Consider the following 20,226-nt stretch of genomic DNA (forward strand, 5'->3'; position numbering starts at 1 on the left):
GATTTCCTAAAGCCAGGTGGACTTCGCTTTGCGCGGAGCCTGACGGTCATTGTCGTTGGCGGCACGCGCCAGCGTGTGCCCGTCGGAGAGCTTTTCACGTCGCTCTTGCCAGTTGATGGTCACCAGCTCTTTCGCCGCCATTGCATAGACGACGCAGTCGAGAGCCTCGTTCCGCCGACCAGAGACAGGCAGCCATTTCCGCACCGGACGACCGCGGTCCATCTTGATGACGGACTGCTCACCCGTGAACTGCTCGTACCAAATTTCCGGCAAATCCTTCGAGAACCGGAAAATCTTGCCGTGCTGGATGCGGTTCAGGATCGTATCCTTGATGGAGTCGACGCCGACGATCCAGAGCGGATCTTTCTTCATCGTCTTCGATCGCAGAATGAACGGTCGTCGACCGCCGTCGCCCTTGATGGCAACCACCTTGTGGCGCAGGCGAGGCTTCACGAAGTCATAGACGTACGACATATGACTGCCGCTACTGGAGTCGATCGCAACCGCATCGATGCCTATCTCACCGCCAAGCGGATGCCGCCAGCGCTGCTTGATGATGGCGTCGATATCCGTCCAGAACTCGTTGTGCTCATACGACCCGTGAACAATGTCGTGGTCAAGCACCAGCAGTTGGCCGGCCTCATTGTGCCCCAGGTACGTTACTTCGCCGCGATCGTCCTGCATGTCGATGCCGACGGTGATGGCGAGAACGTCTTCTGGAAACGGGAACTGCTCCGGCCCGCCCAAGCCAAAAGGCTCGGCAGACTGCTGCAGCTCGAGTTCGTCGATCCTATCCCCGCCGGTGCGCCACGCCTCGCCAAGGATCGTGTTTACGAACGGCTTCAGAAGAAGCGGATCGTTCTTGGCAAGCAGGAACTCTTCGGCGAGAAGCCCCCAGTCCGCATTGGGCAGTGGGCTAGTCAGCGAGTTGATCTTGAACCCGGCGTGCCCCCTGACCTCCGGCTTCGTAATCCGCCACCGGCCGCGCTGGACCATCGTGGACTTGTGCTTGTGCTCGACCTCGCAACCGCAGCCAGGACAGTTCCAAACCGCCTTCTGCGGCTGGCCGTCCGGCCAACTGATATCTTTCCAGAGCACTTCGCTGTAGTCGTCGCACTCGACGCACCGCACCTCGAAGACGCGCTGATCGGACTTCGCATATTCCGCGGCGACGTAGCTGGTCTCCTCCTCGTCCGGCGTGGAGCCGACAACCAGCTTGTAGTCTGCGAACTGCGCCGTACGGCGCTTGGCCAGGGGGATCGGGTGGCCTTCCGTCGTCGGCTTCATGCCGTCGACTTCGTCCATGATCACCACGCGGGCATTGTGCGCGCGAAAGCTACGCGGCGTTTCCGCCGACAGGATCTTGAGCGTGCCGCCAGTGAACTGGCGCATCAGCATCGTGCTGCGGTCTTTGGTACTCGACGACTTGTCGCCGGACAGAACACCCTTCAGAACGGGCGTGTCGGCAAATGTTGGCTCAAGGTCCGAGGTCACGAACGACTTCGCCATGTCGTCATTTGGTAGATAGACGAGTATCAGCGAAGGGTCATTGACCACAAAGTTAGCGACCGCGCCAGTGAGGACGGTGGTATAGCCGATACGCGCCGACTTGAGGACGGAGACCTGCGAGTAAGTCGGATCGCCGATCGCGTCGGCAATGCCTTTTTGCGGAGCGTAGAGCTTGATCTTGCCGGGGACGCCAGAAACCGTACTAGGAAGCCGGATTTCCTTTTCCATCCACTCGGACAGATTGATTTTCTGCGGCGGCCGAAGGGTCGCCATCACCTTCTTCAAGGTCGCCAAGGTCTGCGTCATAGATGTCGGCTCCATCCGCAAGCTTGGTCATCGCATCGCGGATTTCCTCGTCGAGAACGACGGCATCTTCAGTCGATAGCGAGATCCTCTGACGCACTCTGGAGACCACCGCGAGCAAGCCGCTGCGGATGCTGGAAATCTGTTCGGACCAAACGCGCGTCACCTCCGCAACCGGAAGTAACTCTTTGCGAAGTTTCGCGTTTTTCAATTCTTGTGTGTCAGCCTGCTCCTTCTTGAGGCGGGCCTCTTCACGCTCCTTGTCGAAGGTTGCTTCCTTGTCCTTGGCGCGGTTCGACGCGCTGGCGACGTAAGCCTGCACGCTGGCCGGGCCATCAAACTCGCCGTGCGAGGTGCGCACCATGACGCCCTCTTCAGCCAACTGGTTGACGCGCCGCGTCGTCAAGCCGAGCAGCAGCGCAAGCTGCGCCGTCTTCAGGATCATGGCGTCACTCAAAAGGAAGGAAATGGTCCAGCAAAAAACTTGCAGCGAGTCCGTATTCGGGCCATCCTACCCGCAAGGGGGTGGGGTAGGCTTAAAGATCGTTTTGGGAGGGGGGGGTGTGGCGTCCTATGCAGAGGCGCGCCACTCCTCGTCGGTCTTTGCACCTTTGGTCATGTTGTCCGCAGCCCATAGAGGCTGGAGATTATCCAGAGACCAGGCAACCAACAGCTGCTCTGGGTCGTCGAGATCGAACCGACTTAGTGGCTTCTTGTGGTCGATATGGATGCGGCCGCTTCTGAACGCCTCCCACGACATTCCATCCACGAACAACCGTTCAAGGTGGGTATGCAGGTCGGACATCGAATAACCCAAAGCACGCTCGATTGTGTCCAGACCTTTTGGGCCTACATCACCGTAAAGAGCCTGCCTCATACGCCACATGGCATTGAAGCCAAATCCTTTTCGCCTAACGCGCTGTCTTGTTCGCTCCTTTAGAACGAATTCGTTGTCGTTGGCATAGCGTATCCTAAACTTTTCACCACTACTCAGCCCCGGCGCATTCCATGGCTTCTTATGCAGCGCTCGCCACCGCCTCAGATACATATCAATCCGACGCCCGTTGGCGCGCCTTTCGGCTGACCGTCGTCTGTTTGCGCGTTCAATAAGTCGAATGCGCTTGCTCTTGATACGGTCAATGCCTCGCACTTCATCGCGCCGTGCGTACTCCTGCGACCGATCCCGCATCGCTCGAAGTGCCGCTCGGCAATCTTTGCACTCGCTCGCCCGACCCATGCCACCCTTGGCGGCCAATGAGAAATCAGCGAGCGGCAAATCACACTCACATGCAGTGCATTTCTTCGTGTTATTGTTGTCGTTGGCTGCGACAAAATCAAACGGCTTCGAGTACGGGTCGATCCATCCGTTATGCCTGCGTTCGTTTACCGTTGTGCAGTCTTGGCATACATAACCCTGACCATATTCGGCATTCAGCATGTGGGTGCCGCAGCCCTTGCAAGACTTCTTGTCGGTCTTTCCTCGCGCATGCTGTCGGAATTCAGAGCATGCCAAGCAGAATTTTGGCTTTCGTCGGCGATACGCTAGAACATGCTCGCCGCAACCCTTGCAGTCAAAGTGATGGGCCTTCAGAACCGCTGGATGCATGACGTCTCCCCTCGTCTTGCTAACTAACAACACCTCTTGTGAGGTGCCTCACCTCATGCTCGATGCGAGGCTGCAGTCGTCTCGCGCCCTGCTGCCATGCGGCTGCGGTCGCGCCCTGCACCATCTCGATCGGGATGAACAGGCCTGACTTCTGCTTGGTGAACTTGGTGCCGACACGCTTGGCACCCTTGGACTTCAGACCGTCATAACTATGACCATCACCGTTACGGGCGAACACCTGCCCATTCCAATTCGACTTCACGACGCGCTTGGGCCACCAGCCAGCCTTCATGAAGGTCGACGGGTAGAGCGTGCGCTTGTTCCAAGGATTGGCTGTCACGCCCTTGCGCGTCTCTCGGGGTTTGAAGTAGCGCAACGAGATATCGCCGCCCTGCCCGTTGATGGTGTAGGACAGCGTAGCTGGCGTGGCACGTTCTACGTCCCGACGCACCGCTTTTATGCCCGTCCTGCGAGGCAAACCCGTCTGATCGGCAAGAGCCCTGCCCGCCTCATTGCCTACCGTCTGGCCAGTGCGGTTGATGGCACGGGTGAAGGCTCGTCTGGCCTTGGCTTCGCTGCCAAGGCTGCGGGTTGCCTCCTCCAGCAAGGCAAGGCCATTGCCTTGGACGGTGATGAGGATGACCATGTGTTCAACCAGACCAGTTAGTTTGGCGGAAGACTGAGGGATCGAACCCCTGACCTTGCGGTCCCCTCGGTTTTCGAGACCGATTGCCCACCATTGAGCGGCGCCTTCCAATTGGCGGATGGTGCTGGATTCGAACCAGCGCATCCTTTCGGATGTATGGTTTAGCAAACCACTGCGTTACCGCTGCGCCAACCATCCTCAAGAAATGCCTTGCCCAAGGGACGTCCAATCCACCCATGGCGCTTGCTCCGATTCGGCAGCACAAGCGGTCATTCCGGCGGCATCTGCGCAGGACAGACGCGGGCTCTCTAGGATAAGAAGGCCACGATGCATGACTGCACCATCGGGACACTCCGAACGCTTGCGGATGGCGCAGCGGCGGTGGCCGTGTCGTGATCGTTCGGAATTCGAATCCGAGGCGGATCGCTACTTGCCGGGAACACGGCATTTCGAAACCCGTCTATTGTTCCCTCAACCTTAAGCCTCTCAGTCAACGATCAAAACAAAAGCGGCCGCTCAACCCCGCATCGCAGGGGAGCAGCCGCACGATCACCTGTCGCCGAGGAGAGAGGAGGCGCCAGGGGATGGGAATGAGGATGGACATTCGCCAACAGTCGTGCAGGAATATGCAAAAAATCACCGGGGGTTGCATGCTGCGTTGCGTCATGGCGATATGCGCCGCCTTAGTCCTGTCGTCACCCACCTTCGCCTGCTCAGAGGCTTCCGTTCCTTATTGCGCGGAACGACATAGCGAGTTCGACGACGAGTGGGAATTCGACCGCTGCAAACGCGACATGGAAAGCTACAAGTCAGAGGTTGAGGAGTACCTGACCTGTCGCAACGCAGAAGCGGAAGAAGCGATCGAGGAAGCAAAACGCGACAATGAGGAGGCCATCGACGCCTACAACGACGCCGTCGCCAGCTTCAACCGACGCGCTGGAAGATAGTCTCTCCTCATGTCCGCGATGGGTTTCGAGGCTGTCCCGATGATCTCGCGAGTTTCGAACGTCCGCGTCTCGACCGGCGCCTCAAACAGAAAAGGCCGCACGCGGCGGCCTTTGGGAAATCTATCCCTTCAATGATATACGGAACGTCGATCGTCCCCACCGGATATCAGGCGGCGATTTTTTCCAATTCCGGTGCAACTTTCGTTCTAGCGGTTTCGTCGATGGCGATCAGCGCGTCGATCGCGGCGTCAATGAGGATGGGTCCGGCTCTCTCGGCATAAGCCGGCGCCTTATTCATCTCGATGCCAATTTTCTTCGCGCTGGCGTCCGTTATGGCCATATCAAGCACTTTGGCGTGCTCTCCTAGCAGTCTGCGCAGATGGGTGATGTAGTCGAGTGTCTCGATCCGGCGAACAACCTCCGGCTCGCCTCCTGCTGCCTGCGAGATTTCCCCAAGAGGCTTCGGCTTTTTGATGCCTCCGACCCATTGCGGACCGGCAACCAGGGCGTCCGGGCACAGGGTCGCGGAAACCGGCAGTTGGTCGAAGGCGACCGACCCGTCAACTCCCAACTCCTGCAGGATTGCCCGTGCCTCCTCGACACCGAACCGTCCGTGCCGGTCTTTCGCGTTCGGCTCCTCGCGTGGCAGGGGAGAATAGCAATCGCCGATCGCACGCTCTGCCGACAGTGGTGTACGATACGGCTTTGCCGCCATTGGGGAGGCTCCAGCGGCTGGCAGCTTTATGTAGGACCAGATCGCAGCCTCAGTTCGCCCTGGCGACGCTCCGCCCTTCACGCCACGCGGTCGATCGACCGGACGAAGACCCGCGCCCTTCTTTGTCTCACCCCATTTGATCAGATTGCCGTCGCGGAAGACGAGGTCGCCGATCTGCGTGTCGGTTCCGCCAAGCCGGTTTCGCTTGCTGACAGGGGTCGCGTCGTTGGCAGCGTAGATGTTCACCACCTTGCCGGTGTGCGCCCATCGCTCCTTGCCTATCACGCGCCAGCCGATGGCGCCGAGCAGCTCCGCTTCTGACGGGCGAATCTCCATCTCAAGCTCTTCAGTCTCGTCTTCATCGACCGCGGGAACAAATTCCGAGCCGGGATAGCACATGTTACGCCAATGCCTCAGCGCGTACACCCTCGCCTCGTCCCGGCGATGCGCGAGCCGCTCGAGGGTCGGCCACGCGAGGACGTCGGCGACCTTGTTATCGTTTGCAGGGACTGGGGCGGACTTCCTTACAGGTTGCGCCTTAGTCTCCGGCTTCGCAGGGGCTGCCGCTGCTTTGGCAAGGAGGTCGGAGAGTTGGGAGAAATCGCGGTTGCTCGGCATGTGGTGCCTCCTAGATCGTAAACTTTGGCTTGGGGTCCGGAATGCACTCGATCGCGTACGACATGGGGTTAATTGATCCGTCACGGTCCTCTGCGAGTGCGGCCGCCTTTCCGCGTGCCAGCCTGAAGGCCGCTTGCCTCGCCTCCTCGGCTGCGGTCCTCGTCACGCACAGCGAGAGCTTGTATGCGCTGTCTCTCTTCACCCTTTCGAGTTCCGCTTCCAGTTCGGTAATCCGCAGTCGAAATCGCTCGATCACGACATGCGCGTCGGCGAGGCAGGAGCGGTAATGCCGACCCTGAAGCCTCGGATCCCGTGGTGCCATCTGGTCGGCTATCTGGAGCGACAACTGGCCCGGCCCGGTGCGGCGCTTCATGCTTCCTCCTCTTCCTGCCGGGGGTTGTCCCTCGTCGCGAGCGCCGGCCACGCATCCGGATCGTTCAGTCGCTCGAACTTGGCCCTCTCGTCACGAGGAAGATGAAGGGGTCTCGTCATGGCGGGAGCTGCTCCCCTGCCGGGGAATGCGCCGCCGATGTTCTGGATTCGGGTTCTGATCATGATTGACTCCTAGTTCTGGTAAGCCACCCATTTCGCACCACGGCGTCGGGCGTACCGCGTGTCATCGCGACCGCCGGCGATGGTCTGGATTTGCATGACGCCGGGATCGATGCGCTGAAAGACGTCGATGCATCCGGTCATCTCCGTGCAGTCGCCTTCCTCAATGTGGACGATGCCCAGCTTGGTGACGAAGTCGTAAGCGATACCGAGGACGTCACATTGGAGTTCAGGGTGATAGGTCGCCATGATGGTTCCTCCATTCACACTTTGATGATGAGCAATTCCTTGCTCGCTCTCGTCACGGCCGTGTACAGCCATCTGAAACGCTGCTCCCGAAAGACGTCGCTTTCGTCGAAAATGCATATCCGCTCCCATTCAGACCCCTGCGACTTGTGGGCGGTGATGGCCCAAGACCATTGAGCGTGCACAAGAGGTTTGGCAGCGAGTTCCTCGATCCGCTTTCGTGCGCCGAACTCTTCCTCGCCGTCAAAGGGGAGTTTCCAGAGTGACGCACCCTCGATCCGCGTTGGCCTGCCGTCCAGACGAGTGATTGTCACCGGATGGTCGATGGTGCGATCGTCCCGATAGTAGGGCTTGATCTCTCCCTCACGTGCCGGATCCACCTCGACGCTGATCTCCGCCCCGTTCGCGATGAAATGGTCGTCGATGAAGATGTTGCGGAGGACGATGAGTTTTTCATTCGGCACCCCGATGGGGAGCGCGTTGCGAATGCCGTGCCGCTCCTTCATGAAGTCGTTGATGGCAAATCGGGTCGCATTCTTCCCGCAAATGATCTGGTCGAAGTATTCCGGATGATCGACCCCGACCTTGTCAAAAATCCTCCTGATATCTCCCCGACAGCCCCTTCCATCCGCATACTCCACGCTGTCGACCTCGGCCGCGCCGAACCCGAAATGCTCATGGCGCCTGATCATTGTCGCCAATTCAAGGATGGTTGAATCCCCCTCCTGGCGGACAACCGTCTCCAACATGACGTCAGGGGCATCGACATCCGTCACCAGCAACGGTGGCGGGTTAGGTCCCTCGACAGGTGGGAGCTGACCGGGGTCGCCGACCAGCAGCAGTGGCAGTTGCAAGGAGAGCAGGTCTCTGTACATGTCGTTTTTGATCATGCTGCACTCGTCGACGATGATGATCTTGACGCCTGAACCGATCGCCCTTGTGCCTTTGAACGCAAACTCAGGCTTAGCCGCAGTCGAACTGTCGTTCATCTGTGCCTCGACCACCTCAAGCCGCCGCTCATAGGCCGCGCGGTTTTCCAGTACGCGAAAACCCAGCTTGGCTCTGATCGAAATCGCCTCCCGCTCAAGCGCCTCGAAAACCGAGTCGTCCTCTCCAGTCTGGGTGTAGAGGGCCTTATGGATGGTCTGGGCGGCGTGCCCCTTGCCGATCAGCACCGCGGCAGCCTTTCCGGTCGGAGCAAGGAACAGGACCTGAGACGGCGAGACATCGAGCTCGTCTAGCAGAGCCTGCTGTACCGTCGACTTACCGGTGCCGGCGTATCCGAAGAGCCGGAACACCTGTTGGGCTTCGCGGCCGTGAAGGAACCATGCCTTCGCCTTGGCGATCGCTGCGTTCTGGTCGGGTGAGAGCGTGATGGACCTTTTCATATTCACTCCTCCAATGGCCCAGTTCCCAAGTTCCCGATTTCCCGCGCATTAGGGAAAAGGGTAGGAAAAAGGCCCAAAATCACGGTTTTCGGGAATTTTGGGAAATTGGGAACTGAGGTAAAAAGTACATGAGAAATAATATCTATATTATTGATATTAGTACATATTCTCTCTGTCTTTTCAGTTCCCAAATTTTGGGAACTGACGGGACAATTGGGAACTAGACGCCCGTTTTTGCCCCTCCAGTTCCCAAGTTCCCGTCACTGTTCCGCTTCTTGGGAACTGATCATCACCTTCGAACCATCCCCTCCATCTGATATGTCGACGACATCCCCGGAGGCATAAAGCCACGCCATGGCGGCCGAATACTCTTGGATCGACGCATGCTTGATCCCCGAGAGCCTCATGAGCCTGCTTCTGAACATCACTCCCCCTTTCGCCTTGCTCAGCGCTTTGATGATCTCATTCCGGAGCTCCTCTTGCTCGGAGCCCGCCATGTTCTTGACGCCGGCATCCATTATCGAGATCGACCGATGGACGAGCGCCCACCCCCACTGAACGTCTTCTACGGTGACGAGTGGTTTCCAGGGGTTCCGGCTTATGGCCCTGAGCGTCGCGAGGCGGATTGCGTTTTCGGCGGCGCGCCCTCGGATTTTGCTCTCCGTCTCGTCCCACGCCCGGCTGTGCTGCCACAGGAAGATCTCCTCCCACGCCTTGTGGGCTGGACTTTCAAGCCCTCCATCGAACGGGACGCGGTGCTTCACCTTCGCTGACTTGCCCGGCGCCGGAGCCGCTACAGGAAAACTGGTCACCGCCTTCTGTAGGTCGGCCACGATCTTCGCTGGCGGCGAGTTATCCGCCCGCAGGTCGGGAGGCTTGATGCCTTCTGGATTGGGAGAAGCCTCCACAAAGACGAAGCGATTGAGAAACCCGTCTGTGACGCTTTCTCGCGACACCCCTTTGTATAGCGTCTCGGCTGTCGTCATGGCGAGCACCGTCAGGGCCGGGCCCTCGATGGGGCTGTCGTCCTTCTTCGTGTCGGCGCTGGCATAGGCCTTGCCGTCAAAGCTCGAGTTGGCTTGATCGTAGATCGCCAAAAGAAACTTCCGGATCGATGCCGCTGCCGGGTCCTGTTTTTTCGAGTTCACGCCCTGAAGCGTGAGTCCAAACTCGTCCATCACCGTGACGACCGACGAGTTCTTTCGAAGGATGCGCTCGAACGCCGCGTAGCTGGTCGGATCACCATTGGACACGGCGCCCGGAACCGCCTTATCCGCCAGAGCCCGTATCGCATTCGGTGGACGGCCCTTACCGCCGGCGGTTTTTACGATCGTGGTTGCGTAGATGTTGACGCCGGAATTCGTTGGAGTAAGTGCCCGGCTGCCGAATACGCCGGCCAGCAACGCGATTGAAGATGCAAGCGAGAGTTCTGCTACCTTCACGACAGACGTGCTCGTGATCCAGCGCGCAACGTCCCCGATGAGACCGGGGACCGCATTGGGATTGTACGGGTCTGGATGCATAATGGGCGTCGGTGGCAGTTCGAGCTTGTTGTCGTTGGCTGCAACGAGCTCCCTTGTAGGGCGCTCCGATGCACTCGTCGATTCAGGACGATGGTGCTTAGCCCTACTTTTCGCAATCATGCCGCCGTACTGGTACGGATCGGCGGGCGGGCGCTCATCGCCAACACGCGCCCGCAACCAATCTGCTGCCTCAGCGGGGCTGATGCCAAGCGCAACTGACGCCATGTCGATGGGATTGTAGCCGCGGTTGCCGTCGGCGTAATCGACAATGCCATGCGGCGCGAAGCATATGGAAAGACCTCGTTTGGCGCCGGTCTTGCCGGTTGACGAGGTTGACGGGCGGAAGTCGGCGCGGGCAAGATAACCCTGCTCATAGGTGCGCGTTCCCGATAGACCAAGTTCCGGCACCCACGCCCCAAGGTTAGCCATCGCCCGCGCCTTCAGCTCCGCCCAGATGCCGTCACCGGCAGGAGCGCGCTGCTGGGTCGGCTGATACTCGGCGTAAGTCGACTCAGCACGTGGCTTGATCACCGGCTCCCCGGTGGCGGCAAGATAGGCTTCCGCCTGTGCGATGAACTCATCGATCGCATCAGCGTCAATTTCAGGGAGATCGGCGAATGGCGTATCGAGAGGCGATGCGCCCAACCACTCATAGGGCTTGCCGGTGTCGGGATGGACGCCAAAGCCGAGCACCTGCTGACCGTCGCCCATTACTTCAACTTGGCATTTTTCTCCACGGATGATGTAGGCCTTGGTGGAGCGCTTCTTCCTGACCTCTGAGGCCCGGAAGAACAAGCAGATCTTGGGCGCCTTCCCGACCCGTTTCAGCGCCTGCTCGATTCCTGGCAGAATTTCAGCCATGGCGAGCAAATCCTCGGCAGCCTCGGCGTCCGGAGCGTCGATGTCCACGGCGACGAGCGAGCCGCAAAGCAGGCCGGTGTTCGCGTACGCAGCATTGGCATAGGTGAGTTCGGTGATTTCCTGTTGGGACTGGACCGGCGTGCGCCAGCCAGTGACGTCCGACACCTTGCCGCGCGCCAAGACTGGGGAGTAGCCGTTGGCAAAGAGGGCGAGGCGCAGACCGAGAACAGAAAGGTCTTCAGGAGCTTGTCTTGATGCGATCATTGGACTTCCGGTCCCTTTCAAGTTCACGAACAGCTGTCTCGGTGATCTGGGCCGCGGCCTCTTTAGAAAAGGTCACGCTGCGCTTTGATCCCGCGTTCGGCCCATATGACAGCCGGGTGCCGTCAGCGGCCTCGACAAGCCGCATCCCCGAGACGCGAACATGCGGCGACAACTCGATATCGAAAGTAGCTATCGTGCTGTAGGTGGCATCCTGAACGGGTGATGCGCGTTCCATTCTTAAAATGCGCAAAGGGTCTCCTTCTGCTTTGAACAGTGGTCAAATGGGTAGTGCTGATGAAGAGGGCGCGACGCTAAGCCGGCGGCGCCACGACCAATATCTGGTCGGCGCCGTTACGTCCCAATGTCATTAACTTCATCGCGCCTGAAATCGTAAAGGGCGAGTGAAATCAGAACCGGCGGCCATTCTTAACGTAGGGGTCGCCGGTTCGTATCCACGGCAATGATTGGCAACGAATGGACGTTTTCAGGCGAGTTTTCGCGCCACAAACGATCGCAAGAAATGCCGGTTTCTCAGGCTTTCGGGGCTCATTCTTGTTGTTCGGGACGTGGGGGTCGAGTGTTCGAATCACTCCACTCCGACCAGCTTGAACCGCTTAAAATTCAGGCGGTTCAGACCTTTCCCGAAAACTTCACGAAAACCATATTTATGCGTAACGGCCCGGTTGCGGACCTTTTCGGAATGCGTTCGCCGTACTCTCGCTTGGTCGGCTTGCCAGCTCCATGGGGCTGATGCGCTACGACGCGCCCGGGATGTCACCTTTCGGCTGTGCCCTTCTGGTGCGTTTGGCAAGCGTGATCTTGATAGCGACCAGCACGGGAGCGGCAAAGAGGAAGAGTAGGGCAACGGCGGCGAAGGCGGTGTCGAAGGCGATCACCGTCGACTGGCCGGTTACCGACCTGCCGAGAAGGCTCGTCGCCGCCCGGCCGGCGGCGGCCGCATCGAGACCCTTCGCGCTGAACAGGGCCGTCGTGGCAGTCAGCCGTTCGACGACGGCGGGCGTTCCTGCCGTGACATTGGCGCCGATGACGGCAGTGTTGGCCACCGTGGCGTGGTCGATCAGCGTCTGGAGCCCGGCAACGCCCATCAGCCCGCCAAGCTGGCGGCCGGTGTTGAAAAGGCCGATGCTGGCGGCGAGATTGCGTGCGTCAAGCCTGCTGAAGGCGATCAGGGTGATCGACAGAAACAGGAAGCCGAGGCCAAAGCCGCGCAGCAGGATCGCTGCCATCATGTCCGGCGCGCCGCTCTCGCCGCTCGACCCTGACAGCATCCACATCGCCGCCATGATCATCAGAATGCCGAAGGGCACGGTGGCGAAGGGAGGAACGCCGCGCACCTGCACCAGAAAGGCAGCGATAAGCAGTGCGACGACGAACAGCGCGCCACTCGGCAGCAGCAGCAGACCGGCATCGGTGGGCGTGAAGGCGAGCACGGAGACGGCGAAGGACGGGATCAGGAAAGCGCTGCCGAAAAGTGCGGCGCCCGCCACGAAACTGACGATGAAGGCGAATGTAAAATCCGCGGACGCGAACAGGGTTGCATCGACGAGGCCCCGCTCCGCGGCAAAGAGCTGACGGCCGAGGAACGTCACCAAGGCAGCGGCGGCGATCACCGCCAACCACAGGAGATGCGGTGCCTCGAACCAGTCCCAGCGACTGCCCTGGCTGAAAACATACGTGAGGCAGAACAGTGTGATGGCAAGGAGCGTGAAGCCTATCCAGTCGAAGGGACGGCGTGCCATCTTCGCCGTGATCGGATCTTCGGCGGCGAGGAGAAGTCCCGTCGCTGTCAGCGCAACGGGCACGACGCAGAAGAAAATCCATGCCCAGGAATGGCTGTCGAGCAACCAGCCCTCCAAGGCGGGCGCGATCGTCGCGGGGGCAACGACGGAGCCGATGGCGAACAGGCATTGCAGGACAGGTTGGCGGGATGCCGGATAGGCGAGGAAGATCGCCGCCTGGCCCGCCACCAGCAAGACGCCGCCGGAAAAACCCTGCAGGAGCCGGAGGGCGATCAAGACATCGAGGCGCGCCGTGACGGCAGCGATCGCACACGCGCCCCCCATGACAAGGGTCGCGCCGAGGATAAGATTGCGAAGATTGAAGCGGTCCATCAGCCCGGCCGCGGCCATGAAGCCGATCAGCTTGAGCGCAGTGTAGCCGACGTCCAGCCACGCGAACTCGTCAGGCGTGGCATAGGTGTCGCCGATCATGTCGGCACGGCCAAGTGCCAGGACAGTGCTGGCGATCGCTTCGGTCAGCGCGGCCAGCGCGATGCCGCCGACGAACAGTGGCCCGGCCATCGACCGGCCGCGGGACGGCATATCGGCGAGGATGACGGTCATGGCCTGTCTCCAAGATCGACGGCGACACGGGCGGAAAGGCCGGGTACCAGGCGGCCGGGCAACGGATTGCCGGCAAAACGGATTTTGACGGGAACGCGCTGCACGACGCGGACGAAGTTTCCGGTCGCATTGTCAGCGGGAAGCAGACTGAAGGCCGAGCCGCTACCCGGCGCGAAACTGTCCACAACGCCCTCCAGCGCCTCGTCCGGATAGCCATCCACGGTGATGCGGACCCGCTGGCCCGGACGGATATGTTCGAGCTGGGTCTCCTTGAAATTCGCCACCAGCCAGACGTCGTCGACCGGAACGATATCGAGCAGCGAGACGCCGGGCGCAACGAGCCGACCAACGCGCACCTGGCGGTTGCCGACGACGCCGCCGACCGGCGCGCGAACGACAGTGCTGTCGACGTCGATCTCGGCAAGATCTCGCGCGGCCTTGGCCTGCGCCACGGCGGCGACGGCGGCTTCGCGCTGGGCGGCGAGCACGACAGTGCGCTGCTGCTGGGCCTCGACCAGTGCGGAAGCCGCAGCAAGGTTCGCCTCCGCCCGCGCCCGCGCGGAATCGCTTTCATCGACGCGCGCCTGGCTGACGGCATTGCTGAGAATAAGGCCGCGCTGCCGGTCGGACGCCTTGGTCGCGAGGTCCAACTCGGCAATGGCCGACCGACGCTGGGCCTCAGCCTGCCGAATGAGCATGCCTTGAAGCCGCACCTCGGCGTCGACATTGGCGAGGCGGGCATCGGCCGCCTCGACATTGGCCGCCGCCTGCGCCAGCCGTGCGCGATAATCGCGGTCATCGATCCGAAACAGCACGTCGCCAGCCGCGACCGTCTGATTGTCGCTAATCTCGACCTGCGTGACATAGCCGGAAATCTTCGGCGCAAGCGAGGTGACGTCGCCGCGCACATAGGCGTTGTCGGTCGAGGCCGTATCGCCCGAGCGGGCAAAGACCCAGCCTCCGGCCCCGATTGCCACAGCCAAAAGGCACAGCATCAGGCCGGCGATCTTCCTTCCCTTCCCGGACTTCGTCGCTGGCGTGGCGGCACCTTCTTCTTGAAGCTGTTCCGTCATCTCAGTTTCCCCCGGCCTGCTGGCCAAGCCAGTCTGTAAAACCGATCGTGCCAAGGCGCGGATTCCGGCCTGGCGTCAGCGAGCGGTCGTCGAGAATGGCGCCGAAATAACGCGCACGGATATCGGCTATGACCTTGCGTCTGTCGCCCGTCGCCTGCGCGAAGCCGCGAACCGCTTCATCAAGCGGGATGGCCTGCGGGCCGGCAACTTCAATCGTGCCGTTCACCGGAGGCGCCAGCGCGAGGTCGGCGAGCGTATCGACAACGTCGTCAGATGCGACGGGCTGGAACAGCGCTGGCGACACGCGGATTTCCTCGCCGTCGGCGATGGACTGCGCAATACCGCCAACGAACTCGAAGAATTGCGTGGCGCGCAGGATGGTGTAGGCGATGCCGGAGGCCTTGATCAGGTTTTCCTGCGCGACCTTCGCCCGGAAATAGCCGTTGCCGGGCAGCCGTTCGCTGCCGACAATCGACAGGGCGACGTGGTGGCGAACGCCGGCGGCAGCCTCTGCGGCGAGAAGGTTGCGCCCCGAGGTCTCGAAAAAGTCGAGCACGGCCGCGTCCTCCCAGACTGGCGCATTCGCCACGTCGATGACGACGTCTGCGCCATCGAGCGCTTCGGCGAGCCCCTTGCGGGTGATGGTATTGACGCCCGTGCTGGGCGAGGCGGCAAGTGCCTCATGGCCTCGTTCGACAAGGGCCTTGACGAGCTTCGATCCGATGAGGCCACTGCCTCCGATCACAACGATCTTCATGGCATCTCTCCACATGTTCCGACCGCTGCATTGCCGTCGACGTAAACAACGAGTGCCTGCCGGCCGCCTCGAAGTCCTTGGCGCGCGCTTGAATTCCTCTTGAAGAAGTCTTGGTTATTCGTCCAAGGATGCGGGTCGTGTTTGGAGACCGGGCAAAAATCGCCGCCGTGGGCTGACCTGCGCGAGACGGCTCCGATGGAGCGAAGACGCTTTGGTGGGTCAGCGAGCTCTTCGCCCGTTATCCCTTGGAAAGGAGCGAGCGTGACCTTTTGGCAAGGCCACGACGCCGGTTGCCTGTTCCCTTCATTCTTGCCGCCGTGGTCATTCGGGCAAGCCCGCCAGACGCAAACCCTCTGTCATGCGCAGAAGGTCTTCCGAGCGATGGATCGGCAGCCAATCCTTAAGGTTGGAGAGGCGGGCGGCAGGCTGCAAGTGGCGCAGGCGCCGCATTGCCTGCTGCGCCTCGATCGAGCGCCCTGTGAGCGCATGGCTTGCCGCCAGGAGTGTAAGGGCAATAAGGAGGTCGGGCAGGTTCCCCAAAGCCTTTTCCGCGGTGGCCGCAGCCGCGTCGAAGTGGCCGGCGCAGAAATGCGCGAGTGCGATGCCAGCCTGCATGCGAAACATCTCCGGATCGAGCGGGCTCAACCGGACGGCATGAGCGAGATCCTCCATCGCCTGTTCCGTTTCGCCGCGGAAAATGCGCAGGAAGGCGCCGAGGAACCAGGCGGGGGCGAAATTGGGATTGAGCAGCCGCGCCTTGTCGATGATTGCGATGCCGCCGTCGAGATCGCCGGCGAGGTGGCCGAGTGCATGGCCCGCGCGCGTCAGCGCCACCGCATCGTCGCGCCCGAATTCCACCGCCAGCCGCGCCAAACGTACGCCTTCGTCATTCTCCGCGGCCGGATTGCCCATCCAACCGTTCAGCTTACGCCAAAAATGGCACCATGCCGCACCGCTATAGGCAGACGCGAATTCCGGATCGCGTTCGATTGCCTGATGGAACAGGGGCAAGGCCGCCTCGATGGCGTCGCGCGTGCCATTGTGTAACCGGGCCATGCCGCGCAGATAATAGTCGTAGGCGTCGAGGCTCTCCGTAGGCTTGCGCTTGGCGCGCTCGATCTCGGCCCGTTCGAGTTGCGGCGAGATCGCGCCGACGACGCTTTCGGCGATCTTGTCCTGGAGTTCGAAGAGGTTACCGAGTGTACCCTCGAAACGTTCGGCCCAGAGATGCGCGCCGGTCGCGGCCTCGATCAGTTGCCCGGTGATGCGCACCTTGTCGCCCGCCTTGCGCAGGCTCCCCTCCAAAACATAGCGCACGCCGAGCGCGCGGCCGACCTCTTTCACATCGACGGCTTGTCCCTTGTAGGTGAAGCTCGAATTGCGGGCGATGACGAACAGCCATCGCAGACGCGACAGTGCGGTGATGATGTCCTCGACCACGCCGTCGGCGAAATAGTCCTGCTCTGGATCGCCGCTGAGGTTGTGAAACGGCAGCACGGTGATGGAGGGCTTGCTGGGCACGACAAGAGCGGGGACCGGCTCCACGATTTCCGCGGCAGGGTTTTCCACGGGGCTTGGCACACGGATGGAAATGTCGCCGACAAAACAGAATCCCTTACGGGCAACGGTGCGAATGAGGCGCTGCGCCTCGCCGCTGTCGCCGATTGCCTTGCGCACCGCATTAATATGGCTGGCAATAGTCGATTCAGAGACGATCCGCCCACCCCAAACCGCCTCAAGCAGATCATCCTTGCTGACGACGCAGTCGCGGTTCTTGACGAGATACAGCAGGAGATCGAAAACCTGCGGCCCGACAGCCACGACCTCGCCACACCGGGTGAGCTCCCGGCGCGGTTGGTCGAGCAGGTAGTCTCCAAACATGAACTGCACGATCGGCATCCTCGCGCGATTTCCGTCCACGCCCTGCGCTACACGAGCGGGTTTCCAGCATTGTTACCACACTACCGCCTAGCGTGCCCGTTTGCTGGCTGCAAGCGTTTCGGCATTGGATGAAAATTCAAGGCATTTAAGAAGCAATTCGCGTCCACAACCAAGGACTTCCGGCGGCTCGCAGAGAGACGATCCGCTTTGTCCGGCTTGACGAAAAACCGGGACATCCCTTAGCCTTCTGGTTAAGGCCGGGGGACACACCAGGGGATAGCAGTACTGCGCGGGCTGAACATCCAATTTACGTTGGCAAGGGCGGCAGCGATGATCATCATTGCGATGTTCATTTCGCTGCTCTTCATGCTCGGCCTGTGGCTCAACACAAGTTATCGGGACGCGGTCCGCCGTACCGAGGAACGGGCCATTGCGGCCTCCAAGATTGTCGCAAGCAACGTTTCGCTGCTCGATTCCCTGGCACGTCAGGCCCTTCGGCGCATCGACGAGACGCTTGGCGAAGACATCGTGCCGCCGGCATCGACCGAGGTGCGCAACATCGCCGAGGCCGTCGCAGACTTGCCCGGCCAGGTGAAGGCTTACGTGGTCGACGATAGCGGTCTCACCCTCTATTCGACCGATCCCATGGTGAAGCCGATCAGCATCGTTGACCGACCCTATTTTTCGGATCTGGCAAAGGGTGCCAGGCAGCACATTTCAAGCCTCCTGATGAGCCGCCTCAACGGCGAGCAGATTTTCGCCTTCAGCCGCAGGCTGGAGCGGAATGGCCGCTTCGCCGGCGCCGCAGTCGTTTCTTTCGAGGCCAAAGTCCTTGCTGATGTCTGGGAGGCCGTCGATCTCGGCCCGAACTCCACTGTCAGCTTCGTCCGCTCTGATGGCCAGTTGGTCGCCCGCTACCCGCTCGCCGAGGGGCCGCTCGATATGAGCAAATACGTGCTTTTCACGGATTACTTACCCAAAGCGGAGGCCGGCACCTATGACGCCATTTCGCCCGTCGATAGCGCCCACCGCATCGTCGCTTACAGAACAGTCGAGGACACAGGGCTGATCGCACTCGCTTCGGCCGACTACGATTTCGGCATCCAACGCTTCTGGCGAGATGTGACCGTGGCGATTTCGGTGCTGATCCTGGCCAGCATCAGCCTTCTTGCCGCCGGCCAGTGGATCCGCCATCTGCGGCAACGCGACGCCGCGCAATCGCAACTGCTCCGCAATGCGCTCGCGGACAATCAGCTGCTCCTTCGCGAGATCCATCACCGCGTCAAGAACAACCTGCAGGCCGTCCAGAGCATCGTGCAGCTTCAGCGCCTGCCCTCGGACGTTCAACAATCGCTAACCGATCGCATCTCCTCCATGGTCGCCGTGCATGAGCAGATCTATCGGCATGACGAATTTTCACGTCTGCGCGCGCGGGACCTGATGACATCCGTGGTGGAGAAACTGATCAACGCCTATGGCGCACCCGTGACGGTGGACTATGACATCGACGATATCGCCGTCTCGGCCGACAATGCCACCCCCCTCGCCCTGCTGACGAACGAACTCCTGACCAACACCCTCAAATATGCCTTTGCCGATGGCCGCACAGGCATGGTTTCCATCGCGCTCAAGGCTACTGGGGGACGGCGAGCCCGGCTTACCGTCAAGGACAACGGCATCGGCTTTGATTCACAGACCATAAAACAGGGTATGGGAAGTCGCTTGGTCCGTGGCGTCGTCAACCAACTGAACGGTACGTATACCTTCGACGGAAGCAGCGGAGCGACCTTTGTGGCTGAGCTTGATATCGTGGATATATGAGCACCGCGCGCGCCGTTCGCAGACAACATTGAGGCACCAGTGCAGGCCGTCGGATCGATAAACGTATGCCCGACCCGACGCCATCGATCAGCGGACGGGTTCCCAGAAGATCGACAGCGACGGCGACCACGTCGCGTGAGAAACAACGCTTACCCATCCGGCAAGCGACCGTCAGACTCTTGATCCCGCATCGGGAACATAGGTCAGCCTAATCACATCATCGTCAATCCGATCGTTCGTCAAGAGACGGAGCGGCGGGCGGGGACCGGCGAAATAGGGTTTGCCGTGGCCGAGCACGACGGGGTGCAGGTAGATTCGATATTCGTCGATCAGGCCAAGCTCGGTGAGGCTTTTCGCCACGTCCGGGCCGGCAACTTCGATTTCACCCTCGTGCGCGGCCTTCAGCGCGCGGATCTCGCCCTCAAGATCATCTCCGAGAAGCGTGGCATTGGGGCCGACCGACGTCAACGAACGCGAGACGACCCACTTGGGCTGGGCCCGCCACGCCGCGGCGAAGGCACGTCTATCTGCGTCCCACTCCGGATGATCGTCATCCCAGTAACGCATGATCTCGTACATGCGCCGACCATAGATACTGCCCGCCTGCCCCCGCGCCTCCTCGATGAAATGGCGGAACAGCGTAGGGCTCGGCCCGAAAGACATATGGTCGACATAGCCGTCGAGGGACTGGTTCATTCCAAACACGAGCTTCGCCATGCCAGTTCCTTCCTCGCGCGGCACATTCCCAAAGTGCTGATTGCGATATGCAACCGGTTAAAGGCTAGATCGAGTGGTTTCATATTGCAACCGGTTTTTTGAAGTATGTATGATCGCTCAAGGGCGACCGGTCGCTTTTCGGCAACTCAACCGCCGCTTTTTCGCCATCTTGACCACGCGTTTCCACTCCCTATATTGCACTGCAACAAAGGAGCGAAACATGAACGTAGCGCCGAGAAATCCAATCACCGACCTTCGCGCAAGCACTGGCTACACCATCGAAGAGTTGTCGGTGGTTTCCGGTCTCACCGTTATCGAGATCATGAAAATCGAGAGCGGCGAGTTGGTCGACCCTGCAAAGGTAGCCCGCCTCTTTGCGGCGGCGGGGTTAAAGCAGGTGTAAATAGCGCATGACATCTACCTCCAAGACAGCTTG

The 20,226-nt window shown here is 60.6% G+C and carries 19 protein-coding genes and 1 tRNA gene; 3 read left to right on the plus strand and 17 right to left on the minus strand.

The window, feature by feature from the left end:
* Nucleotides 1-6 precede the first annotated feature (6 nt).
* The 5 genes from J2Y63_RS18790 to J2Y63_RS18810 form a co-directional block, all read right to left on the minus strand.
* A complete protein-coding gene (locus J2Y63_RS18790; protein WP_435267347.1) occupies nt 7-1,815 on the minus strand; it encodes a phage terminase large subunit family protein in 1,809 nt (602 codons plus the stop codon).
* Entirely contained in the window at nt 1,712-2,257 is a 546-nt protein-coding gene (locus tag J2Y63_RS18795; protein ID WP_435267348.1) for a hypothetical protein, read from the minus strand. The genes J2Y63_RS18790 and J2Y63_RS18795 overlap by 104 nt, the downstream gene beginning before the upstream one ends.
* A 126-nt stretch (nt 2,258-2,383) precedes the next feature.
* Nucleotides 2,384-3,250, minus strand: coding sequence for a hypothetical protein (locus J2Y63_RS18800; protein WP_435267349.1), 867 nt, complete (start codon nt 3,248-3,250; stop codon nt 2,384-2,386).
* Nucleotides 3,251-3,437: 187 nt separating this feature from the next.
* Entirely contained in the window at nt 3,438-4,208 is a 771-nt protein-coding gene (locus tag J2Y63_RS18805; protein ID WP_435267350.1) for a hypothetical protein, read from the minus strand.
* Nucleotides 4,177-4,262: transfer RNA gene (locus tag J2Y63_RS18810), tRNA-Ser, on the minus strand. Before J2Y63_RS18810 ends, J2Y63_RS18805 begins: the two co-directional genes overlap by 32 nt.
* 392 nt (nt 4,263-4,654) lie before the next feature.
* Here J2Y63_RS18810 and J2Y63_RS18815 point away from each other — a divergent pair.
* A complete protein-coding gene (locus J2Y63_RS18815; protein ID WP_435267351.1) occupies nt 4,655-5,011 on the plus strand; it encodes a hypothetical protein in 357 nt (118 codons plus the stop codon).
* Nucleotides 5,012-5,177: 166 nt separating this feature from the next.
* On the opposite strand, the gene J2Y63_RS18820 is transcribed toward J2Y63_RS18815, so the two are convergent.
* The 11 genes from J2Y63_RS18820 to J2Y63_RS18870 all read right to left on the minus strand — a co-directional run bounded on the left by J2Y63_RS18820 (nt 5,178) and on the right by J2Y63_RS18870 (nt 17,261).
* The gene (locus J2Y63_RS18820) at nt 5,178-6,344 is read right to left on the minus strand and encodes a hypothetical protein (RefSeq protein WP_435267352.1); all 1,167 of its coding nucleotides are present in this window, start codon (nt 6,342-6,344) and stop codon (nt 5,178-5,180) included.
* 10 nt (nt 6,345-6,354) lie between these two features.
* Nucleotides 6,355-6,717 (minus strand): hypothetical protein, encoded by a 363-nt coding sequence (locus J2Y63_RS18825; protein WP_435267353.1) that lies wholly within the window; start codon nt 6,715-6,717, stop codon nt 6,355-6,357.
* Complete coding sequence (locus tag J2Y63_RS18830; RefSeq protein ID WP_435267354.1) at nt 6,714-6,899, minus strand: hypothetical protein; 186 nt, start codon at nt 6,897-6,899, stop codon at nt 6,714-6,716. Before J2Y63_RS18830 ends, J2Y63_RS18825 begins: the two co-directional genes overlap by 4 nt.
* Nucleotides 6,900-6,908: 9 nt before the next feature.
* Nucleotides 6,909-7,145 carry a hypothetical protein gene (locus J2Y63_RS18835; protein ID WP_435267355.1) on the minus strand — a complete coding sequence of 79 codons (237 nt, stop codon included), beginning with the start codon at nt 7,143-7,145 and terminating at the stop codon, nt 6,909-6,911.
* Between the two features lie 14 nt (nt 7,146-7,159).
* Nucleotides 7,160-8,530 (minus strand): ATP-dependent DNA helicase, encoded by a 1,371-nt coding sequence (locus J2Y63_RS18840; protein WP_435267356.1) that lies wholly within the window; start codon nt 8,528-8,530, stop codon nt 7,160-7,162.
* Nucleotides 8,531-8,790: 260 nt separating this feature from the next.
* Nucleotides 8,791-11,178, minus strand: coding sequence for a bifunctional DNA primase/polymerase (locus J2Y63_RS18845; protein ID WP_435267357.1), 2,388 nt, complete (start codon nt 11,176-11,178; stop codon nt 8,791-8,793).
* Entirely contained in the window at nt 11,153-11,428 is a 276-nt protein-coding gene (locus J2Y63_RS18850) for a hypothetical protein (RefSeq protein ID WP_435267358.1), read from the minus strand. The genes J2Y63_RS18845 and J2Y63_RS18850 overlap by 26 nt, the downstream gene beginning before the upstream one ends.
* A gap of 505 nt (nt 11,429-11,933) precedes the next feature.
* Nucleotides 11,934-13,541 carry an MFS transporter gene (locus J2Y63_RS18855; protein ID WP_435267359.1) on the minus strand — a complete coding sequence of 536 codons (1,608 nt, stop codon included), beginning with the start codon at nt 13,539-13,541 and terminating at the stop codon, nt 11,934-11,936.
* On the minus strand, nt 13,538-14,614 hold the full coding sequence (locus J2Y63_RS18860) for an HlyD family secretion protein (protein WP_435267360.1): 1,077 nt from the start codon (nt 14,612-14,614) through the stop codon (nt 13,538-13,540). The genes J2Y63_RS18855 and J2Y63_RS18860 overlap by 4 nt, the downstream gene beginning before the upstream one ends.
* A 1-nt stretch (nt 14,615) precedes the next feature.
* A complete protein-coding gene (locus tag J2Y63_RS18865; protein ID WP_435267361.1) occupies nt 14,616-15,371 on the minus strand; it encodes an SDR family oxidoreductase in 756 nt (251 codons plus the stop codon).
* Nucleotides 15,372-15,692: 321 nt separating this feature from the next.
* The gene (locus tag J2Y63_RS18870) at nt 15,693-17,261 is read right to left on the minus strand and encodes a winged helix-turn-helix domain-containing tetratricopeptide repeat protein (RefSeq protein ID WP_435267362.1); all 1,569 of its coding nucleotides are present in this window, start codon (nt 17,259-17,261) and stop codon (nt 15,693-15,695) included.
* Between the two features lie 321 nt (nt 17,262-17,582).
* Between J2Y63_RS18870 and J2Y63_RS18875 the strand changes: the two genes are divergently transcribed.
* A complete protein-coding gene (locus tag J2Y63_RS18875; protein WP_435267363.1) occupies nt 17,583-19,073 on the plus strand; it encodes a sensor histidine kinase in 1,491 nt (496 codons plus the stop codon).
* Nucleotides 19,074-19,244: 171 nt separating this feature from the next.
* Here the strand turns inward: J2Y63_RS18875 and J2Y63_RS18880 are convergent, their stop codons facing one another.
* Entirely contained in the window at nt 19,245-19,790 is a 546-nt protein-coding gene (locus tag J2Y63_RS18880; protein WP_256118664.1) for a dihydrofolate reductase family protein, read from the minus strand.
* A gap of 220 nt (nt 19,791-20,010) precedes the next feature.
* Between J2Y63_RS18880 and J2Y63_RS18885 the strand changes: the two genes are divergently transcribed.
* A complete protein-coding gene (locus J2Y63_RS18885; protein ID WP_256118663.1) occupies nt 20,011-20,193 on the plus strand; it encodes a hypothetical protein in 183 nt (60 codons plus the stop codon).
* Nucleotides 20,194-20,226 lie beyond the last annotated feature (33 nt).

Origin of the sequence: Shinella sp. BE166 (genome assembly GCF_051201095.1) — a bacterium.
GTDB classification, from domain to species: domain Bacteria; phylum Pseudomonadota; class Alphaproteobacteria; order Rhizobiales; family Rhizobiaceae; genus Shinella; species Shinella lacus.